Here is a 16,554-nt window from a genome sequence, read left to right as displayed (position 1 = left end):
CGCCGGCCCCGTCGTACCACCACCGGCGCCCCGGCCGACCCGACCCTGCAGAGACGCCCATGCGCGTGATTGCCTTCGACCACCTCGTCCTGAACGTCGCCGACATCGAGCGCTCGCTCGCCTTCTACACCGGCCCGCTGGGACTGCAACCGGTGCGGGTGGAGAAGTGGCGGGCCGGCAAGGTCTCCTTCCCGTCCGTGCGGGTGAGCCCCACCGCCATCATCGACCTCGTCGAGGCGTCCGACGAGCGGCCAGAGGGCTCCAACGTCGACCACATCTGCCTGGTGGTCGAGCCGCTCGACTGGCAGCAGGTCATCGATTCCGACGTCTTCACGGTGCTGGACGGTCCTGGCGAGCGCTTCGGCACCCAGGGCACCGCGGCCTCCCTCTATGTGCAGGACCCGGACGGCAACACCGTGGAACTGCGCTGGTACCCGCAGGACGCCTGAGGATCCACACGGCGACCCATCGGACAGCCGCTGGCTAGTCCTTGGCGCCCGGAACCTCATGTGGCTCCAGCGGCCGGGTCGCGGGGCCGTGCAGGACCGAACCGTCCGTGGCGAAGCGGGAGCCGTAGCAGGGGCACTCCCAGACTTGCTCGGCGTCATTGAACTGCACCAGACAACCGAGGTGTGTGCAGCGCGCAGAGAGCGCGCTGGCGTACCCCACCTCGTCGCGGTACACCGCCCACCGTTTTCCCGGCAGTTGCACGACGGTTCCGCTACTGGGCGAGATGTCGTTCACCGAGTCGACGTGGCTGGTGCGCAAGCGGTCGCGACGAAGTGTTTGGCGACCGCGGCCTGGATTGTAGCCATGGCTCCTCGGCTTCCGCATTGACCGGGACATGTGAGTGCCCCGTTGTGCACGTCGTGACGGAGGAGCGTCCGGTCATGAATCAGTCTGCAGCTATCACGAAACTGAGGCAGGATGCTGGTGCTGTAGAGGTCGAAGAACCCCTGCTGATCCGGTCCGATCTGGTTGACGTAACACCTCGTCGAAGTCTGCCTCCACATAAGCGCGGACCGCCCGCACATGCTCATCCACATCGTCGCCGCAGACGACGTTGTCACGGACTATGCCTTCGGTGACCAGTTCGGAGACCTGCCGAAGTGTTTCGGGGTCGGCGGTACCTGAAAACTGTGGCGGCCTCCAACCAGGGGCCAGAGAAAACCTCCACAAGTCGCTGAGTGGCGAGACTCTGCCGGGCTACCAGTAGTGCCTTCGACCAGCGACCGCGTGCCCCAGCGACCCCAAGATCCACAAGACAACCCCGATAACCGCGAGAACAATCCCGATTGTCCAGAGTATGGCGATCCCGGTCACGAACCCGACGACAAGCAAAATAATTCCGAGAATGATCACGATGTGCTCCGATCTCACACATGCCCTCTCCTTTTTTACTGTGATCCCTGCGTACCGCAAGGGCAACTGCTCAGGGAATGGGCATGCGCCTGCCATGACCTGTTCTCCGACAGTGGGCCGTCGGAGAGGTCAAAAGAGTGAACACCGACGTTCCACCACTGGTGAAACGCGCATGATACTGATCGCCGTTTGCGTTCGTCATCAGCGCCCAGGGCTTCAGTGGGAGCGACTCCCTCCTTGGGGGACAGCGCGCCCACCACCGCACCACTCAAAGCGTTTCTTATGCGGCAGCGATGGCGCTATGCAGCCAGTGGGGAGGTTACGGCACGCGGTTAGCAGGCTGCGCCCGGCGCTGAAGCAACGGGGCGAGCTCCGAGATGCGGTCAGCCGAGGCCGTATATCATGGAACGGCGTCCTGTGAAGGTGACGCGGGCATCATGACGTCTCCGATTCCGGAGCGGGAACATGGCCGTAGGCGAAGAGGACGAGACAGGACGCGATCGGCGTCAGTCCAGCAAGAAGCCCGTCAAGAAGGCCACCAGAAAAACCAGCACGGGACGGGCCAGCAGCCGCACGAGCGAAACGAAGCGTGCGGCCCGTCGGGTTTCGGCCCCGCGGGCCATGCGGTATGCGGCTGAGCAGCTCCAGGAGCTTTTGGGGCGAGCACCCGAGTCCGTCTCGGCGGTGAAGCCGACGGAGGGCGGCTGGCAGGCGGACGTGGAAGTTTTGGAGCTGGAGCGTATCCCCAGCACTACCAGTGTGATGGCGAGTTACCGGGTGACGCTGGACGAGGAAGGCGAACTTCTGGCGTACGAGCGCACCCGCCGCTACACCCGAGCCCAGATCGACCCGCGTGGCTAGGGCCGGAACACCATTGCTGCACCGCTCGCCGGTCGAACGGAAACGGCCTCGTTCGGAGCCACGGGTGAGCTGCTGAAGGGAGGCACCATGACTATGGTGCCGCAAGGCGGAGGAACCATTTCCAGGGCCGGCGGAGGAGGGTCGGGGAACCTTTACGACATCCTCGAGCTGATTCTGGACCGCGGCCTGGTGATCGATGTCTTTGTACGTGTGTCCTTGGTGGGCATCGAGATCCTCAAGATCGATGCCCGCATCGTCGTGGCGAGCGTGGATACCTACCTGCGCTTCGCGGAGGCCTGCAACCGCCTCGACTTGGAGGAGGGCCGCAAGGCTCCGTCTCAGCTGACCGACCTGGTCGGCGAGGTGACCGAGGGCGGTGCCCATGGGAAAGTCAAGGGTGCTCTGAGTGGGGCCGCTGAGGTGCTGACCGATGCCCTGAAGGGAGGGCATGACGACGAGGAGGCCGATCAGTCAGAAAAGAGGCGCAAGGAGCCCGAGGAGAGGCGAGAGCGGCCGCGGCGTCGGACTGCCGCCCGGCGCCGCGAGGAGTGAACCATGGCTGTATACGTGTATTCCATTGTCAGGGCCACCCATCCGCAGCGCTTGGACGGCCTCCACGGGGTGGGGGACCCGCCTGCAACGCTACGCACGGTGCGCACCGAAATGCTGTCCGCGGTCGTCAGCGACGCGCCCGAGGAGCTGCGTCCCAAACGCCGAGACCTCAGCGCACACCAGTCCGTCCAGGAACAGCTGATGACCGACGGCACCGTTTTGCCGCTGCAGTTCGGCTTCACCACCGTGGACGACGACGCTGTACGAGCGGTCCTGGAGGACCGCACGGATAATTTCAGCGAACGCTTGCGGGCGCTGGAGGGCTGCGTGGAATACCACCTGAAGGCCGCCCAGGACGAGGATGCGCTGCTGCGCCAGATCCTTCAGGAGTCCGACGAGGCACGCGAGCTCAACGACGAGATCAGAAGCGGCCGCAGCAGCCCGGAACTGCCGCTCGCCCTCGGGGAGCTGGTCTCCCAAGAAGTGCAGGCGCGGCAGGATCGGCTCGCCGTCGCAGTCCTCGATGCGCTGCGCGGACTCGCGCGGGAAGAACGCTCGTCGCAGCCGACCGGGAACGACTTCTTGAATGTGTCCTTCCTTGTGGAGCGGGACAACGAGAAGACCTTCCTCGGCGCGGAACAGGACATCGCCAAGGAACTGGGCGAGGACTTCGACCTGCGATTGGTCGGCCCGCTGCCCGCCTACAGCTTCGTCTAAGGAGTCCTCATGGGACTGCTGACTCAACTCGCGACTCTTCCGCTGGCGCCGGTGCGCGGCGTGGCCTGGGTCATGGAGCGCGTCGTCGAGGCCGCGGAGAACGAGTACTACGACCCGGCACCCGTCGAACGGGAACTCGCCGCACTTGAGCGAGCGCTCGTAGCGGGAGACATCGACGAGGAAACCTTCGACCGGCGCGAGGACGAGTTGCTGGACCGGCTGGACGAGATCAGGGCCCATGTCCAGGGCGTCGATACCTGAGAGCGGCAGCCGGTGGAACGGGCGCATTGCCACGGGCTCCCGTCAAAGCTCCGGGATACCAGGGAATTGAGGTGCAGCGGTCGTGACCGAACCCGTCGCCAGGAGGCTGGGCGACCTCCCGTCCAGGTCCGCCCCGTATGGCCAGGGCTCCTCGGCCAATCTCGCCGACATCCTGGAGCGCGTCCTGGACAAGGGCATCGTCATCGCAGGCGATATCCAGATCAACCTCCTCGACATCGAACTACTTACCATCAAGCTGCGCCTGCTGATCGCTTCTGTGGACAAAGCGAAGGAAATGGGCATTGACTGGTGGGAGCACGACCCCTCACTGTCGTCACGCGCCAACGACGGATACCACTCACTCGCCGAGGAGAACAAACGGCTGCAGGCTGAAATCACGGCGCTGCGCGAGGACCGTGAGCTGCCACGGGTCAGGGACGAGGAGAGCCGCGCTGCGGCTCCCCGGCGCACCTCACGCACCAAACGAGCAGAGCCCAGCCCCCGCAGCGAGAGGCGGGACGAGCCATGACTGCCACGATCTCCTATGCGTACGCCGTAGCACGGGACGCCGACGGATCGCTGGAGAAGGCTCTGTCCGGGCTCCCTGGAGTGGCGGAGGCGCCGGTGCATCTCGTGCGTGTCGAACACAGCGACGATGTGGTGGTCGCCGTGAGCCCGGTACCCGAGCGAGACTTCCAAGAAGCCGCGCTGCGAGCGCATCTTGAGGACTTGGACTGGCTGGAGTCAGTCGCCCGCGCCCATAACCGGGTGATTGAGGCCTTGGCCGCCCGCACCGCCGTCCTGCCACTGCGTCTGGCGACGGTATACCTCGACGACGAGCGGGTGCGACTCATGCTCCGGACCCGCCACGAGGCGTTTGCCGGCAGACTGACCGACCTGGCAGCGCAGGTGGAATGGGGCGTCAAGATCTATGTCGAAGCGGCCGCTGGGACCGAGAGGCCAGTAGGCCCACCCACAGATGCAGGTCTGAGCCCCGGGCGGGCCTACCTCAGCCAGCGAAGAGCACAGCGACACGCCCGCGAAGACGCCTGTCGAGACGCCGAACAGGCAGCCGAGCGGGTCGAGGTCGCCGCCCGCGCTTATGCGGTTGATCGCGTCCAGCACCGGCCGCAGCAAGGCGAACTCGCCCGCGGGCCGGGAGAGAACGTCATCAACGACGCCTACCTTGTGCCGCTGCAACAGGCCGAAGACTTCCGCGCCGATGTCATGCAGGCCGCAGAAGGACTACCCGGGGTACGCGTCGAAGTCACCGGGCCGTGGGCCCCGTACTCCTTCGCCACCCTCGCCGAAGCCGAACCGCTGAAGGGGGCCACGCCGTGAGGGCGGCGAGCAGGTCGGAGGCCACGCCGGAGGAGCCGCTGCCGCAACGGCAGATCGCACTGATCGACCTGCTGGACCGGTTGCTCAGCGGAGGCGTGGTCCTCACCGGTGATGTCGTGCTCTCCATCGCCGATATCGACCTCGTACGCATATCGCTGCGCGCGCTGATCGTCTCCATCAGCGAACAGAATCCTTCCCCGTGGCATGCCATCTCAGCACCCATAAGAGACGACCATGACAGGTGAAGTCCATCCGCCCGGAAGCCGCCTGGACGAGGTCGCCGATGCCGCCGCCCGCGCCTTCCGCATGCTGCCCGCAGTGCCGCAGGACATCCTGCCCCGGGGCGGTGCGGAGGTGCGAAGGCCGGCCCAGCGGATCACTACCGATCCGGACACAGTGGAACGGGACCTGATCAAACTCGTACTCACACTCGTCGAGCTGCTACGACAGCTCATGGAACGCCAGGCCCTTCAGCGGGTCGACGCAGGAGACCTCACTGAGGAACAGGAGGAGCGCCTCGGAGCAACTTTGATGATTCTGCACAGTCGTATGATTGAACTCTGTTCTCGATACGACCTTTCCATGCAAGATCTCAACTTGGATCTCGGGCCTCTCGGAACGCTGCTGCCACCACCCGAATGAGCCCAGGGAGAGCGACATGGGTATCGGAAAGAAGTCCAAGAACATTGGCAAAATCGCGGAGGGGAAAACAAAGGAAACGGTCGGGCGGGCCGTGGGTAACGAACGGCTGGAGGGAAAGGGGAGGGCCCAAAAGATGAAGGGCAAACTGCAGCAGGCAGTGGAGAAGGGCAAGGACACCTTCAGGCACTGAAAGAAAGACATGTAGCACTGGCCCGCTGCCGCACCCCCTCGCGGCCGAGGCCGCCTCCACTGTACGACGACGGGGGTTCCTGTTGATGGCGGGCCTTGAGGGCGATAAGTTCTGCATCATCCCTGAGGGCGCCTTCGAGCTCGACGACGAGGACCGCGCGAACTACCTCGGGGCCTCTGACCCAGCCCCATAGGTTCGCCGACTGGTCTTTCGTCGATCGGGCACCCGGGGCGCCGAGTGCGCGGCCGGGCCGCACGGGGCGCGGCAGTGCTTACCTGTCGGCTCCGGCTTGGGCGTGCGGCCAGCGGGCTGGGGTCCGTGCCAGTCCAGGCACACGATGGTGGCGTCGTCTGCCGGGTGTCCGTGGCAGGCATCGGTGACAGCTTGGGTCAGGGTCCGGACGACCTCGTGGGGGTGGTCGCCAGCGGTGTTGTGGATCATGTCGGGCAGGTCGACGGATTCCGCTTGGCGTTTTTGCATGCCGTCGGTGTAGAGCACCAGGCGGTCGCCTGGGTCAAGGTCGAGGTCCTGGACCCGGTAGCGGCCGGGTGCGTGCACGCCGAAGGGCAGGTCGGTGTCCAGGCGTACTTCGTCGACTGTGCCATCGCGCAGGCGCAGTGGCCAGGGGTGGCCGGCGTTGACGAGCTGTGCGCCGGACCCGTCCAGGGCGATGCGCAGGAGCTGGCCGGTGGCGAAGGCGCCCCCGCCCTGGTCGAGGAGGGCCTGATTGGTCTGGCGGGCTTGTTCGGCAAGGTCCTCCTCGGCGCGGCGGGCGCCGCGGGAGGCGTTGACCAGGAGGGAGGCGATGAGGGAGGCGTCAACGTCGTGGCCCATGGCGTCGGTGACGGCCAGATGCAGGGTGGCGTGGTCGAGGCTGTAGTCGTAGGTGCCCCCTGCGACGACAGCGCAATTCACCATGGGGCAGCTTGATCATTCGGGGTGCCTGACCGCGAGCGCGTAGGCGGTAGAAGGCCGACGCACTCATCCGGATTTCCGCTAGGACCTCGGCGAGCTTGAGCGCAGGTGGACGAGCCATTGATGTTTCCTCGAGCATTCCGGATTTGTCGGCCGCCCAAGCGGCAGCGCGCGACTCGCACCCACCGTTGTGTCCGCCGCGCAATGATCGGCGGTCGTCGGCTGGCGACGGCAGGAAGGTAGAACCCTCTTTCTCCTTTCTCCGGGTAGCAGAAAGCCCGTTCGAGACCGGTCGAGCGACGACTGTTACAGAATTCCGCGCCGGTCTCGCAGGGGTGAGCCGTGGTGCGCGCGGGTTGGCGTGGCGCGCGCTGTGCCGAGTGTGCCCGTATCGAGCGGGTGGATGCAGTGGTCAGTGATTGACGGGCACCCGGGTAGTTGAATGCGTGCCAATTGCATGCGTGTGTGACGTAAATGTCTGCATTTCGTAACACGCATCGAGGTGTCTGCCGCAAATCAGGCGATCGGGCCAAAGTGTGCGCTCTCGGCGTCACGCCGGGACCGATCAGCGCTCGGGCCGCACGGTCCGGGCCTAGCCGGGATGTCACGTGGCCGGCGTAGGCCTCCCGAAGGGAGGGACAGTGCGGGGGGCGTGGGCCTCCCGGGAGGAGGAGCAGTGTCGGGCGAACACGTCGAGCCACTGGGGACCTGGGGGGTTCTGTGCGGCAAGGGGGACTAGTCAGCCCGCTTTCGTCGGCGCGCGAGCGTCTGGCGAACGACGCGATCAGACAGCCCGCTATCGAATGGGAGCAGCGGTACCGCCATGCCGTGATCACCAGCGATACCGTGGCCACCGCCTTCGTGGTGGCGGCCATCGGCAACTTCTTCGGGGTCCGGGACGCGGCCAACTGGCATGAGAAGTGGGGCATTCTCGCATTCGGCACCGAGCTGCTGGTGCTGGGGGCGCTTGCGGTGAGCCGGTCGTGGGCTCCGGCCGTACTCGGCCAGGGCGCCGAGGAATTCCGCCGGCTCGGACGCTCACTGTTCGCGGCGACCGTCGTACTGGCGCTCGGCGGGATCGCCCTCGCCTCGCGCAACATCAAGCTCTGGATCTTCGTCGCGATCCCCGCGATCGCGCTCATCACCATGACGGAGCGGTATCTGCTGCGCCTCTGGCTGCACAAACAGCGGAAGGAAGGACGGTGCCTGCGACCGGTGCTCGCTGCCGGGAGCCTGGCCACTGTCAGCGACCTGGTCACCCGAACCCGCAAGTTCCCGCACCTCGGCTGGCGGGTGGATGCGGTGTGCACGACGGACGGTCTCGGGCTCGACGGTGACCAACTGGACGGAGTGCCGGTCGTCGGCCGACTGGCGGATGTCGCGGGCCACGTCCACCGCGACGGCTACCGTGTCGTCGCGGTCGCACCGGACCCGCACTGGTCACCGGACCGGCTGCAGCGGCTTGCTTGGAACCTCGAAGGCAGCGACGCCGAGATGGTCGTGGCCCCCGTGCTGATGGAGGTGGCCGGCCCGCGGCTGCGCATCGACGCGGTGCTCGGGATCCCGCTGCTGCGGGTCAGCATGCCGACCTTCACCGGGGGCCGCCGGGCAGTCAAAGGGGTCGTCGACCGGATGGGCGCGGCAATCCTGCTGATCCTTTTCGCGCCGCTGATGGTGTTCGTCGGGCTGCTCGTGCTGGTGGACAGTCGGGGTGGGGTGTTCTACCGCCAGCGCAGGGTCGGCAAGGACGGCCGCGAGTTCACCATTCTCAAGTTCCGCACCATGGTCGCCGGGGCTCACAGGGCACGTGCCGAACTGGCCGACCGCAACGAGGGCGCCGGCCTGCTGTTCAAGCTCCGCCGGGATCCGCGGGTGACCCGGGTGGGAGCAGTGCTGCGCCGGTACTCGATCGACGAGCTCCCGCAGCTTTTCAACGTGCTCACCGGATCGATGTCGCTCGTCGGTCCGCGGCCTCCGTTGCCGGGAGAGTCCGCTGCGTACGGCCCGGACATCCGGCGGCGGCTGCTGGTCAAGCCCGGGCTCACCGGCCTGTGGCAGATCAGCGGACGCAGCGACCTGGCGTGGGAGGAGGCGGTCAGGCTGGATCTGCGCTACGTGGAGGACTGGTCGCTCGCCCTGGACACAGTGATCTTGTGGAAGACGCTGCGTGCGGTGCTCTACGGGCAGGGGGCCTACTGATGCGCGGGGGTCGCCGTCCGGCCGGCGCCCGGACCGCAGGCCGGGAGGGCCTGCCTGGGGAGAGGAACGGGTCATGAGAGTCAGCGTTTTCGGGCTTGGCTACGTGGGCTGCGTGTCGGCCGCGTGCCTGGCCAGCATGGGTCACGAGGTCATCGGAGTGGACGTGAACCAGGTGAAGGTCGACCTGGTCAACGACGGCAAGGCCCCGGTGGTCGAGGAGCGTATCGGCGAGCTCATCGCCGAGGTCGTGCGGACCGGAGCGTTGCGCGCTACCGGCGACGTCCGCGAGGCGATCATGGGCAGCGAGATTTCGCTGGTCTGCGTGGGCACGCCGTCGGAGCCCAACGGCAGCCTGTGCACCACGTACTTGGAGCGGGTCACCGAGCAGATCGGCGCCGCGCTGGCCGAGCGGGGTGGCTGGCACACCGTGGTGTTCCGCAGCACCATGATCCCGGGCACCTGCCTGAACCTGCTGGTACAGATCCTGGAGAAGTACGTCGGCGGCACGGCCGGGATGGACATCGGGGTCGCGGTCAACCCGGAGTTCCTGCGCGAGGGCACGAGCGTGCGGGACTTCTTCGACCCGCCCAAGACCGTCATCGGTGAGCTCGACCCGGCAAGCGGCGATGCGGTGCTGGCGCTGTACGACGGCCTGCCCGGCGAGGTGTTCCGGGTACCGATCCCGACGGCCGAGGCGATCAAATACGCGGACAACGCGTTCCACGGCCTCAAGATCGGCTTCGCGAACGAGCTGGGCGCGGTGTACCAGGCGCTCGGGGTGGACTCGCACCAGGTGATGGACGTGTTCCTGGCCGACCGCAAGCTGAACATCAGCCCCGCCTACCTACGGCCCGGCTTCGCCTTCGGCGGCTCCTGCCTGCCCAAGGACCTGCGCAGCCTGGTCCACACGGCGCAGCGGGCCAATGTCTCGGTGCCCATCCTCTCCCACGTGCTGCCCTCCAACTCCGACCATCTGCAGCGCGCGGTGGAGCTGGTCGAGCGCACCGGCAAGCGCCGGGCGGGCCTGTTCGGGTTGTCCTTCAAACCCGGCACCGACGACCTCCGCGAGAGCCCGCTCGTCGAGCTGGCGGAGAGGCTCTTCGGCAAGGGTTACGACCTGCGGATCTACGACGCCAACGTGAGCCTCTCCCGGCTGCTCGGCGCGAACCGCGAGTACATCGAGACCCGGCTGCCACACCTCGCGCAGCTGCTCGCGGATTCCGTCGACGAGGTGCTTGAGCACGCCGAGGTGTGCCTCGTCGGGACCAGGGATCCGGCCGTGCTGTCGGCGCTGCCCCATGGCGCCGACGGCCCGGTGATTGTCGACCTCATCCACCTTCCCGACGCCGAGACGCGCCGGGCCGAACCGGGGTACATGGGCCTTGCTTGGTAACACGACCAGCGGCGACCGGGCGGACCGGCGCGCGCTGATCCTGGTGGAGAACCTGTCGGTGCCGTTCGACCGGCGGGTGTGGCAGGAGTGCACGACACTGCGCGACGCAGGCTGGAAGGTGCACGTCATTTGTCCCCAGGGGAGTAAGCGGGACACGGAGCCGGAGGCGGAGATCGACGGGGTGCGGATCCACCGCTACCCGTTGCGCGCGGCCACCGGAGGGCCGGCCGGCTACCTGCGGGAGTACGGAACGGCGTTGTGGCACACGGTCCGGCTGGCCCGCAAGGTCGGCCCGGTCGACGTGGTGCACGCCTGCAACCCGCCGGACCTGCTGTTCCTACCCGCGCTGTGGATGAAGCGGCGCGGGGCGCGGTTCGTCTTCGACCAGCACGACCTGGTACCCGAGCTGTACCTCTCCCGGTTCGACCGCGGCGAGGATCTGCTCTATCGCGCCGTGTGCGCGCTGGAACGGCTGACCTACCGGGCCGCGGACGTCGTGCTCGCCACGAACGAGAGCTACCGGGACGTCGCGGTGCGCCGTGGCGGTCGGCGGCCATCGGACGTTTTCGTGGTGCGCAGCGCGCCCCAGACCGACCGATTCCAACCGGTGCCGCCCGAGCCGGAGTTGAAGCGCGACAAGCCTCATCTGCTGTGCTACCTCGGCGTCATGGGCCCTCAGGACGGCGTCGACTACGCCTTGCGGGCGCTTGCGAAGCTCCGCGACGAGTTCGGGAGGACCGACTGGCATGCGGTGTTCGTCGGCTCCGGCGACGCCTTCGACGCGATGGTGGAGCTGTCCCGGCGGCTCGAGCTCGGTGAGCAGGTGCAGTTCACCGGGCGCATTCCGGACGCTGACCTGGTGCGCTACCTGTCCACCGCGGACGTGTGCCTTTCCCCCGACCCGCGCAATCCACTCAACGACGTGTCGACCATGAACAAGGTCCTGGAGTACATGGCAATGGGCCGGCCCATCGTCTCGTTCGACCTGAAGGAGGCGCGCGTCTCCGCCGGTGACGCCGCCGTCTACGCGCCCGCCAACGACGAGGCCGAATTTGCCAAGCTCATCGCGCTGCTCCTTGACGATCCGGAGCAGCGGGCCCGGATGGGCAAGATCGGCCAGGAGCGGGTCAGCGGGCAGCTTTCCTGGCGGAACTCGCAAGCGTCGCTGCTCGCTGCCTACGCCGCCGCCTGCCGTGACCACACCCCGGTGTCGACGGGCGACCCGGTCCGAACGGGGAAGAGGCAGCGCAGTTGAGCGATGACACGATCCGTCTGGTCACGATCGGGCGGATTCTCCGTCGACGGTGGCGGCTTCTCGCGGTCCTCGCCGTGGTGGGCGCGCTCGTCGGCTACGGCGCCTCGGTGGTGTTCCCGCCGCGGTACACGGCGTCGGCATCGGTACTGCTGCCGGGGCAGTGGGAAGAGCGCGAGCTGCTGACTCAGGTGGACATCGCGACCAGTTCGTCGGTGGTCGACCGCGCGGCCGCCAAGCTCGGCTGGAAGGGCGTCAGCGGCGGCGAACTGCGGGATCGAGTGAGTGCCAAGGCCGCCGACGGGAACATCATCAAGATCTCGGGTACAGCCGACACCCCGAAGCGCGCGCAGCAGCTCTCCGACCAAATGGCCCAGCAATTCATCAAATTCGCCGCGCGGATCGCAGGCGGCAGCACCGACCTCGACGCGGCTACGGGGACCGAGGTGCTGCGGCAGAAGGCGGTGGAGACCAACCGCCGCATCACTGACCTGGCCAATGCGGCCGATCCGGGGCAGACCGTGGAGAGCGTGCAGACCCGCACCGAGCTCGAGAAGCTGCGCACCTCACTGCAGGAGGCCATCACCAAGCTGGACCAGGCCGACCCGGCGACCGGCAAGGCCAACATGGTCGTCATGGGGCCGGCGGCCCGGCCGACCGGCGAGGCGCCGCCGACGAGGATGCAGCTCATCGTCGCCGGGGCGCTGCTGTTCTTCCTGCTCGCGGTCATCGGCCATCTCACCGCCGCCCGGATGAACCGCCGACTGCGCACCCAACCGGAGATCGCCGCGGCACTGGGCTCGGCGCTGCTCGGCACCGTCGACGTACCTGATGAACGGCCCGCGCACCGGCCGGAAGACCGTGGCCAACGGGCCCGGATCCGCCGACTCCTCGGTGTCGACACCCGGTGGGACCTACCGACCCCGCAGACGTCCGGCGACGAGGCCGGCAGACAGATCCGCTACCGGCGGGTGTGCGCCCGCCTCCGGGACCAACTGCCCGCCCCCCGGCGGCTGCTGGTTGTCGTCCCGGACGGCGACACGATCGCCCGCCGGGCCGCCGGACAGCTCGCCGCCGAGGCCGAGAGGGATCCTTCCCCAAGCTCTTCGAGCAGGGGATACCCCGTGCTGCGGGTGGTGGAGGTTTCGGTGTCCCAGCCGATGGTGCCGGACCGCGACAACGAGTCCGGTGCCCTGGTCGTCCTCAGCGCGGGCAGCTGGACCGCAGGGGACCTCGCCGGCATCGCCGAGGCATGTGCGGACGCCAAGCACGAGGTCGTCGGCATCGTCCTCGCCGGCACGGTCCGGGTCCGTTCGACGCAATCCGTCGGCCGTCCTCGAAATGCCGCCATGCCGGCGCTCGTGGTGGGCGGCGACGCAACGGGAGGTTCAAGGTGACGACGAGCACATCTTCGGAGTCGTCGGCCGCCGCTCCGCTGCTGGACCTGCAGGCGCTGGTAGTGGCGGTGCGGAGGCGGCGCCGCCTCTGGTGCTCCATGGCGCTGCTGGGGCTGCTCGTCGGCGCGGCGGTGGCGGTCCTGCTGCCATCGCCGCCGACCGCGGTGACCAAGGTGCTGGTCGCGCATCAGGAGGACCAGCCGAACGACCCCGGAACGCTGATCCGCACCGACATCGCGCTGCTGCAAACCACGCGGATCGCCGACAAGGCCCTGAAGTCCCTCGACTCCCCGGAAAAACCAGAGGACTTCATGCGGAACTACCAGGCCATCGGCTTGACCAACAACCTGCTGCAGATCAATGTGACGGCTGACAGCGATGCGGAAGCGGTGGCCCGCGCCAAGGCGCTGGCCGATGCGTTCGTCGCGGACCATCTGAGGCGGATGCAGGAAGCCGCGAACGCCGAGTCCAAGGCCCTGCTCGACCAGCGTGACCGAATGCGGGACGATCTCGCCAAGGTCAACAAGGCGATCAGAAACGGATCGCCGAAGAGTGGGCCGACGGCGTCGGCGGACCTGGAGTCCCTCTTCGCCCGCCGGACCGAACTCACCGAGCGGATCAGCGATTTCGGCCAGCGCGCCGCGGAGGCACGCATCGGCACGCCCAAGGTCATCGCCCGTACACAGATCGTGGACACCCCGCGCGCGGTGCGGCACTCAATGCCCAGGGCTGCTGTCACCAATGCCGCGATCGGGCTCGTCCTCGGGCTCATCCTCGGGCTCGCGGTGGCCGCGGTAGGCGCGGTGGTGGCGGACCGCCCCGTGCTGCGCCGGGAGATCGCGGCGAACCTGGGCGCCTCGGTCATCGCGGAGCTGCCCCGCCGGTCGGGCAGGCTGTGGCAGCGCCGACGGATCCGGGCGGCACGCGAACGGCTCACCGCGTCACTGGCCCGCACCGTGCGCAGCTCCGCGGAACCGGTGTCGCTGCTGGAACTTGGGTGTGCGCGCAGCACGAGCGTGATCGCCCTGGACCTCGCCAGGGCACTGGCGCCGGAGGGGCAAGTGGTCATCATCGATGGTCTGCCCCGCCCGCAGCTCGCAGGCCGCCGCCAGAAACCAGGAGACCCGACCGTGGTCAGCGGCGAGCGTGCCGCGCCCGTGTCGCACCAGGACCGCAGGGTCGGGGTCGGCTCGGTGGCGCCCGGCACGGCGTGGACCGACCTCCAGTACCTCGGCACGCAGACCGTGCTCGTGGTGCGGGCCGGGCACGGCAGCGCGGCATGGCTGCACACCGTGGCGCGGCAGCTCGCGGACCAGCGTATTCCGGTGATCGGTGTGGTGCTCATCGACCCCGATCCGCGTGACCGGACCGACGGCACGCTGTGGGACGGGCTGCACACCGCGCTGCGCGGCCAGAACGAGCTGCTGGCCCGACAGAAGGGGACGGGCCGACGGCGGGCTGAACGGCTGCCGATGTGGGCGGCACGGGTCCCGGACAGCGACCAGGAGGCGCGGTAGACATGTGTGGCATCGCAGGCACTTACCGATGGCCGGACGGGAAGGTCGTGGCCGACCGGCTCACCAAGACCCTCGCCCACCGCGGTCCGGACGGAGCGGGCCGGTACAGCCATCCCGTCGGTGACGGCGAAGTGCACCTCGGGCACCGCCGGCTGGCCATCATCGACCTGTCAGACACCGGCGCCCAGCCGATGGTCTCGGGCGGCCTCGTCCTGACGTACAACGGCGAGCTGTACAACGCGCCCGAGCTGCGTGCCGAGCTGGCAGCCGCTGGGGTGCGTTTCCGCGGTACCTCCGACACCGAGGTGCTGCTGGAGGCCTGGCGGCGCTGGGGCACGGACTGCCTGCCCCGGCTGCGCGGCATGTTCGCGTTCGGGATCTTCGACGAGCGCACCGGTGAACTGGTGCTCGCCCGCGACCAGCTCGGCATCAAGCCGCTGTTCCTGCTCCGGCGCGGCGAGGGGCTGGTGTTCGCCTCCGAGCTCAAGGCACTCGCCGCCGTGACCGGTAGGTCGCTGCAGGTGGACCATGCGGCGCTGGTGGCCTCACTGCTGTACTACTGGGTGCCGGACTCCCGGTGTGCGTTCCGCGAAGCGGAGAAGCTGCCGCCAGGGAGCTGGCTCCGGTGCCGGCCCGACGGCCGGGTGGAGCTCGGCCAGTACTGGCATCTGAGGGACGTCGCCGCCCAGGGCCAGGAGCGGGCCCGGAGCGGCGAACGGCCGGACCTGGCTGCCATCGTCGAGGAGTCGACTCGGCGCCACCTGCTCTCCGACGTACCGGTGGCGACCTTCCTCTCCGGCGGTCTTGACTCCAGCTACCTGACCGCGCTGGCGGCCCGCGACCGCCCCGGGATCTCCGCTTACACGATCGGGTTCCGCGCCGAGGACGCCAAGTTCGAGGCGATGCCGGACGACCTGCGCTATGCCCGGCAGGTGGCCGAGCGGTTCGGCGTCGACCTGCATGAGATCGAGATCGCTCCGAATGTGCTCGACCTGCTGCCGCAGATGACGTACGACCTGGACGAGCCGATCGGCGACCCCGCCGCGATCAACACGTTCCTGATCTGCTCGGCCGCACGAGAGGCCGGGGTCAAGGTGATGCTCTCGGGGATGGGTGCCGACGAGCTGTTCGCCGGTTACCGCAAGCACCTGGCCAACCTGCTTGCGCTGCGCTACCAGCGCATCCCGCGACCCCTGCGGCGCGGCTTGTCCGCGACTGTGGACCGGCTGCCGGTCGCCACGGCCCGCCGGGGGTACCGGTCGGTGCGCTTCGCGAAGCGGTTCCTCTCCTTCGCCGAGCTGCCGGAGGAGACCGCGTTCCGGCGCAGCTACACCATGTACGACCAGGAGGAGCTGCTCGCCCTGGTCAATCCGGACTTGGCCGGGACGGTCGAGGACGTGCTGACCGAGCATGCGGACATCTACCAGGACAACGACCTCGACGACTTCGTCAACCGCATGTGCCTGGGCGACGCCCGGATGTTCCTGCCGGGCCTGAACCTCACGTACACCGACCGGTCGAGCATGGCCGCGTCGACCGAGGTGCGGGTGCCGTACGTGGACGTCGAGGTGGTCAAGGCGGCGTTCGCCGTGCCCGGCGATCGCAAGATCGTCGGACGACAGGGCAAGGCCGTCCTCAAGGAGGCGGCCACCTCGATTCTGCCCCGGGAGATCGTGTACCGGCCGAAGGGCCTGTTCAGCGCCCCGCTGCGCGCCTGGATGAGCCGGGATCTGGCACCGCTGGTGCGCGAGGTGGTGCACGACGGCATGCTCGTCAGTTCCGGGTTCCTGCGCCGCGACGCGCTGGCGCGCATGGTCGCCGAGGACGCCGCCGGGCAGCGGGACTTCTCCAAGCATCTGTGGCATGTGCTGACGCTCGAGTACTGGTATCGCGACGCGACCTCTGGCTCCGGCCAGAGCCAAGCGGCTTGACGACGTTGAAACAAGAGGAGCTCG

Annotated in this window: 19 protein-coding genes and 2 pseudogenes; 16 read left to right on the top strand and 5 right to left on the bottom strand. The window is 68.0% G+C overall.

Annotated features, from left to right (window positions below):
* Positions 1–59: 59 nt before the first annotated feature.
* The gene (locus ACNPQM_RS21000) at positions 60–449 is read left to right on the top strand and encodes a VOC family protein (RefSeq protein ID WP_418085231.1); all 390 of its coding nucleotides are present in this window, start codon (positions 60–62) and stop codon (positions 447–449) included.
* Between the two features lie 34 nt (positions 450–483).
* Here ACNPQM_RS21000 and ACNPQM_RS20995 read toward each other — a convergent pair whose 3' ends face one another.
* The 3 genes and pseudogenes from ACNPQM_RS20995 to ACNPQM_RS20985 all read right to left on the bottom strand — a co-directional run bounded on the left by ACNPQM_RS20995 (position 484) and on the right by ACNPQM_RS20985 (position 1,362).
* The gene (locus tag ACNPQM_RS20995) at positions 484–768 is read right to left on the bottom strand and encodes a Rieske 2Fe-2S domain-containing protein (protein ID WP_418085230.1); all 285 of its coding nucleotides are present in this window, start codon (positions 766–768) and stop codon (positions 484–486) included.
* A gap of 143 nt (positions 769–911) precedes the next feature.
* A pseudogene (locus tag ACNPQM_RS20990) lies at positions 912–1,133 on the bottom strand (LLM class F420-dependent oxidoreductase); the annotation flags it as partial.
* A 73-nt stretch (positions 1,134–1,206) separates the two neighbouring features.
* Positions 1,207–1,362, bottom strand: a complete 156-nt coding sequence (locus ACNPQM_RS20985; RefSeq protein WP_418085272.1) for a DUF6131 family protein — start codon at positions 1,360–1,362, stop codon at positions 1,207–1,209.
* Between the two features lie 465 nt (positions 1,363–1,827).
* Here ACNPQM_RS20985 and ACNPQM_RS20980 point away from each other — a divergent pair, with 465 nt between their 5' ends.
* The 9 genes from ACNPQM_RS20980 to ACNPQM_RS20940 all read left to right on the top strand — a co-directional run bounded on the left by ACNPQM_RS20980 (position 1,828) and on the right by ACNPQM_RS20940 (position 5,926).
* A complete protein-coding gene (locus ACNPQM_RS20980) occupies positions 1,828–2,223 on the top strand; it encodes a gas vesicle protein (protein ID WP_418085229.1) in 396 nt (131 codons plus the stop codon).
* A gap of 87 nt (positions 2,224–2,310) precedes the next feature.
* Positions 2,311–2,775, top strand: a complete 465-nt coding sequence (locus ACNPQM_RS20975) for a gas vesicle structural protein GvpA (RefSeq protein ID WP_418085228.1) — start codon at positions 2,311–2,313, stop codon at positions 2,773–2,775.
* 3 nt (positions 2,776–2,778) lie between these two features.
* Entirely contained in the window at positions 2,779–3,492 is a 714-nt protein-coding gene (locus ACNPQM_RS20970) for a GvpL/GvpF family gas vesicle protein (protein WP_418085227.1), read from the top strand.
* Between the two features lie 9 nt (positions 3,493–3,501).
* The gene (locus tag ACNPQM_RS20965) at positions 3,502–3,753 is read left to right on the top strand and encodes a gas vesicle protein GvpG (protein WP_259930026.1); all 252 of its coding nucleotides are present in this window, start codon (positions 3,502–3,504) and stop codon (positions 3,751–3,753) included.
* A gap of 82 nt (positions 3,754–3,835) precedes the next feature.
* Complete coding sequence (locus ACNPQM_RS20960; RefSeq protein WP_418085226.1) at positions 3,836–4,282, top strand: gas vesicle protein; 447 nt, start codon at positions 3,836–3,838, stop codon at positions 4,280–4,282.
* Positions 4,279–5,094 carry a GvpL/GvpF family gas vesicle protein gene (locus ACNPQM_RS20955; protein ID WP_418085225.1) on the top strand — a complete coding sequence of 272 codons (816 nt, stop codon included), beginning with the start codon at positions 4,279–4,281 and terminating at the stop codon, positions 5,092–5,094. Before ACNPQM_RS20960 ends, ACNPQM_RS20955 begins: the two co-directional genes overlap by 4 nt.
* Positions 5,091–5,339, top strand: a complete 249-nt coding sequence (locus ACNPQM_RS20950) for a gas vesicle protein (RefSeq protein ID WP_418085224.1) — start codon at positions 5,091–5,093, stop codon at positions 5,337–5,339. Before ACNPQM_RS20955 ends, ACNPQM_RS20950 begins: the two co-directional genes overlap by 4 nt.
* On the top strand, positions 5,329–5,736 hold the full coding sequence (locus ACNPQM_RS20945; RefSeq protein WP_418085223.1) for a gas vesicle protein K: 408 nt from the start codon (positions 5,329–5,331) through the stop codon (positions 5,734–5,736). The genes ACNPQM_RS20950 and ACNPQM_RS20945 overlap by 11 nt, the downstream gene beginning before the upstream one ends.
* 16 nt (positions 5,737–5,752) lie before the next feature.
* A complete protein-coding gene (locus tag ACNPQM_RS20940) occupies positions 5,753–5,926 on the top strand; it encodes a CsbD family protein (protein ID WP_418085222.1) in 174 nt (57 codons plus the stop codon).
* A gap of 162 nt (positions 5,927–6,088) precedes the next feature.
* On the opposite strand, the pseudogene ACNPQM_RS20935 reads toward ACNPQM_RS20940, so the two are convergent.
* Together ACNPQM_RS20935 and ACNPQM_RS20930 are read right to left on the bottom strand one after the other, a co-directional pair.
* Positions 6,089–6,823: pseudogene (locus tag ACNPQM_RS20935) on the bottom strand (PP2C family protein-serine/threonine phosphatase); the annotation flags it as partial.
* Positions 6,744–6,962: a hypothetical protein gene (locus ACNPQM_RS20930; RefSeq protein ID WP_418085271.1), complete on the bottom strand. Its 219-nt coding sequence runs from the start codon at positions 6,960–6,962 to the stop codon at positions 6,744–6,746. The pseudogene ACNPQM_RS20935 and the gene ACNPQM_RS20930, both read right to left, overlap by 80 nt.
* A gap of 599 nt (positions 6,963–7,561) precedes the next feature.
* Between ACNPQM_RS20930 and ACNPQM_RS20925 the strand changes: the two genes are divergently transcribed.
* The 6 genes from ACNPQM_RS20925 to asnB all read left to right on the top strand — a co-directional run bounded on the left by ACNPQM_RS20925 (position 7,562) and on the right by asnB (position 16,530).
* Positions 7,562–9,040 (top strand): sugar transferase, encoded by a 1,479-nt coding sequence (locus ACNPQM_RS20925; RefSeq protein WP_358859139.1) that lies wholly within the window; start codon positions 7,562–7,564, stop codon positions 9,038–9,040.
* A 73-nt stretch (positions 9,041–9,113) separates the two neighbouring features.
* The gene (locus tag ACNPQM_RS20920; protein WP_418085221.1) at positions 9,114–10,433 is read left to right on the top strand and encodes a nucleotide sugar dehydrogenase; all 1,320 of its coding nucleotides are present in this window, start codon (positions 9,114–9,116) and stop codon (positions 10,431–10,433) included.
* Positions 10,423–11,688, top strand: a complete 1,266-nt coding sequence (locus ACNPQM_RS20915) for a glycosyltransferase family 4 protein (RefSeq protein ID WP_418085220.1) — start codon at positions 10,423–10,425, stop codon at positions 11,686–11,688. Before ACNPQM_RS20920 ends, ACNPQM_RS20915 begins: the two co-directional genes overlap by 11 nt.
* Complete coding sequence (locus tag ACNPQM_RS20910; RefSeq protein ID WP_418085219.1) at positions 11,685–13,082, top strand: Wzz/FepE/Etk N-terminal domain-containing protein; 1,398 nt, start codon at positions 11,685–11,687, stop codon at positions 13,080–13,082. The genes ACNPQM_RS20915 and ACNPQM_RS20910 overlap by 4 nt, the downstream gene beginning before the upstream one ends.
* Positions 13,079–14,599: a Wzz/FepE/Etk N-terminal domain-containing protein gene (locus ACNPQM_RS20905; RefSeq protein ID WP_418085218.1), complete on the top strand. Its 1,521-nt coding sequence runs from the start codon at positions 13,079–13,081 to the stop codon at positions 14,597–14,599. Before ACNPQM_RS20910 ends, ACNPQM_RS20905 begins: the two co-directional genes overlap by 4 nt.
* Before the next feature lie 2 nt (positions 14,600–14,601).
* Positions 14,602–16,530 (top strand): asparagine synthase (glutamine-hydrolyzing), encoded by a 1,929-nt coding sequence (gene asnB / locus ACNPQM_RS20900; RefSeq protein ID WP_418085217.1) that lies wholly within the window; start codon positions 14,602–14,604, stop codon positions 16,528–16,530.
* Positions 16,531–16,554: the final 24 nt, after the last annotated feature.

Source organism: Streptomyces sp. NPDC056231 (assembly GCF_048270745.1).
GTDB lineage: Bacteria > Actinomycetota > Actinomycetes > Streptomycetales > Streptomycetaceae > Streptomyces.
This window is presented reverse-complemented; position numbering and strand designations above follow the sequence as displayed.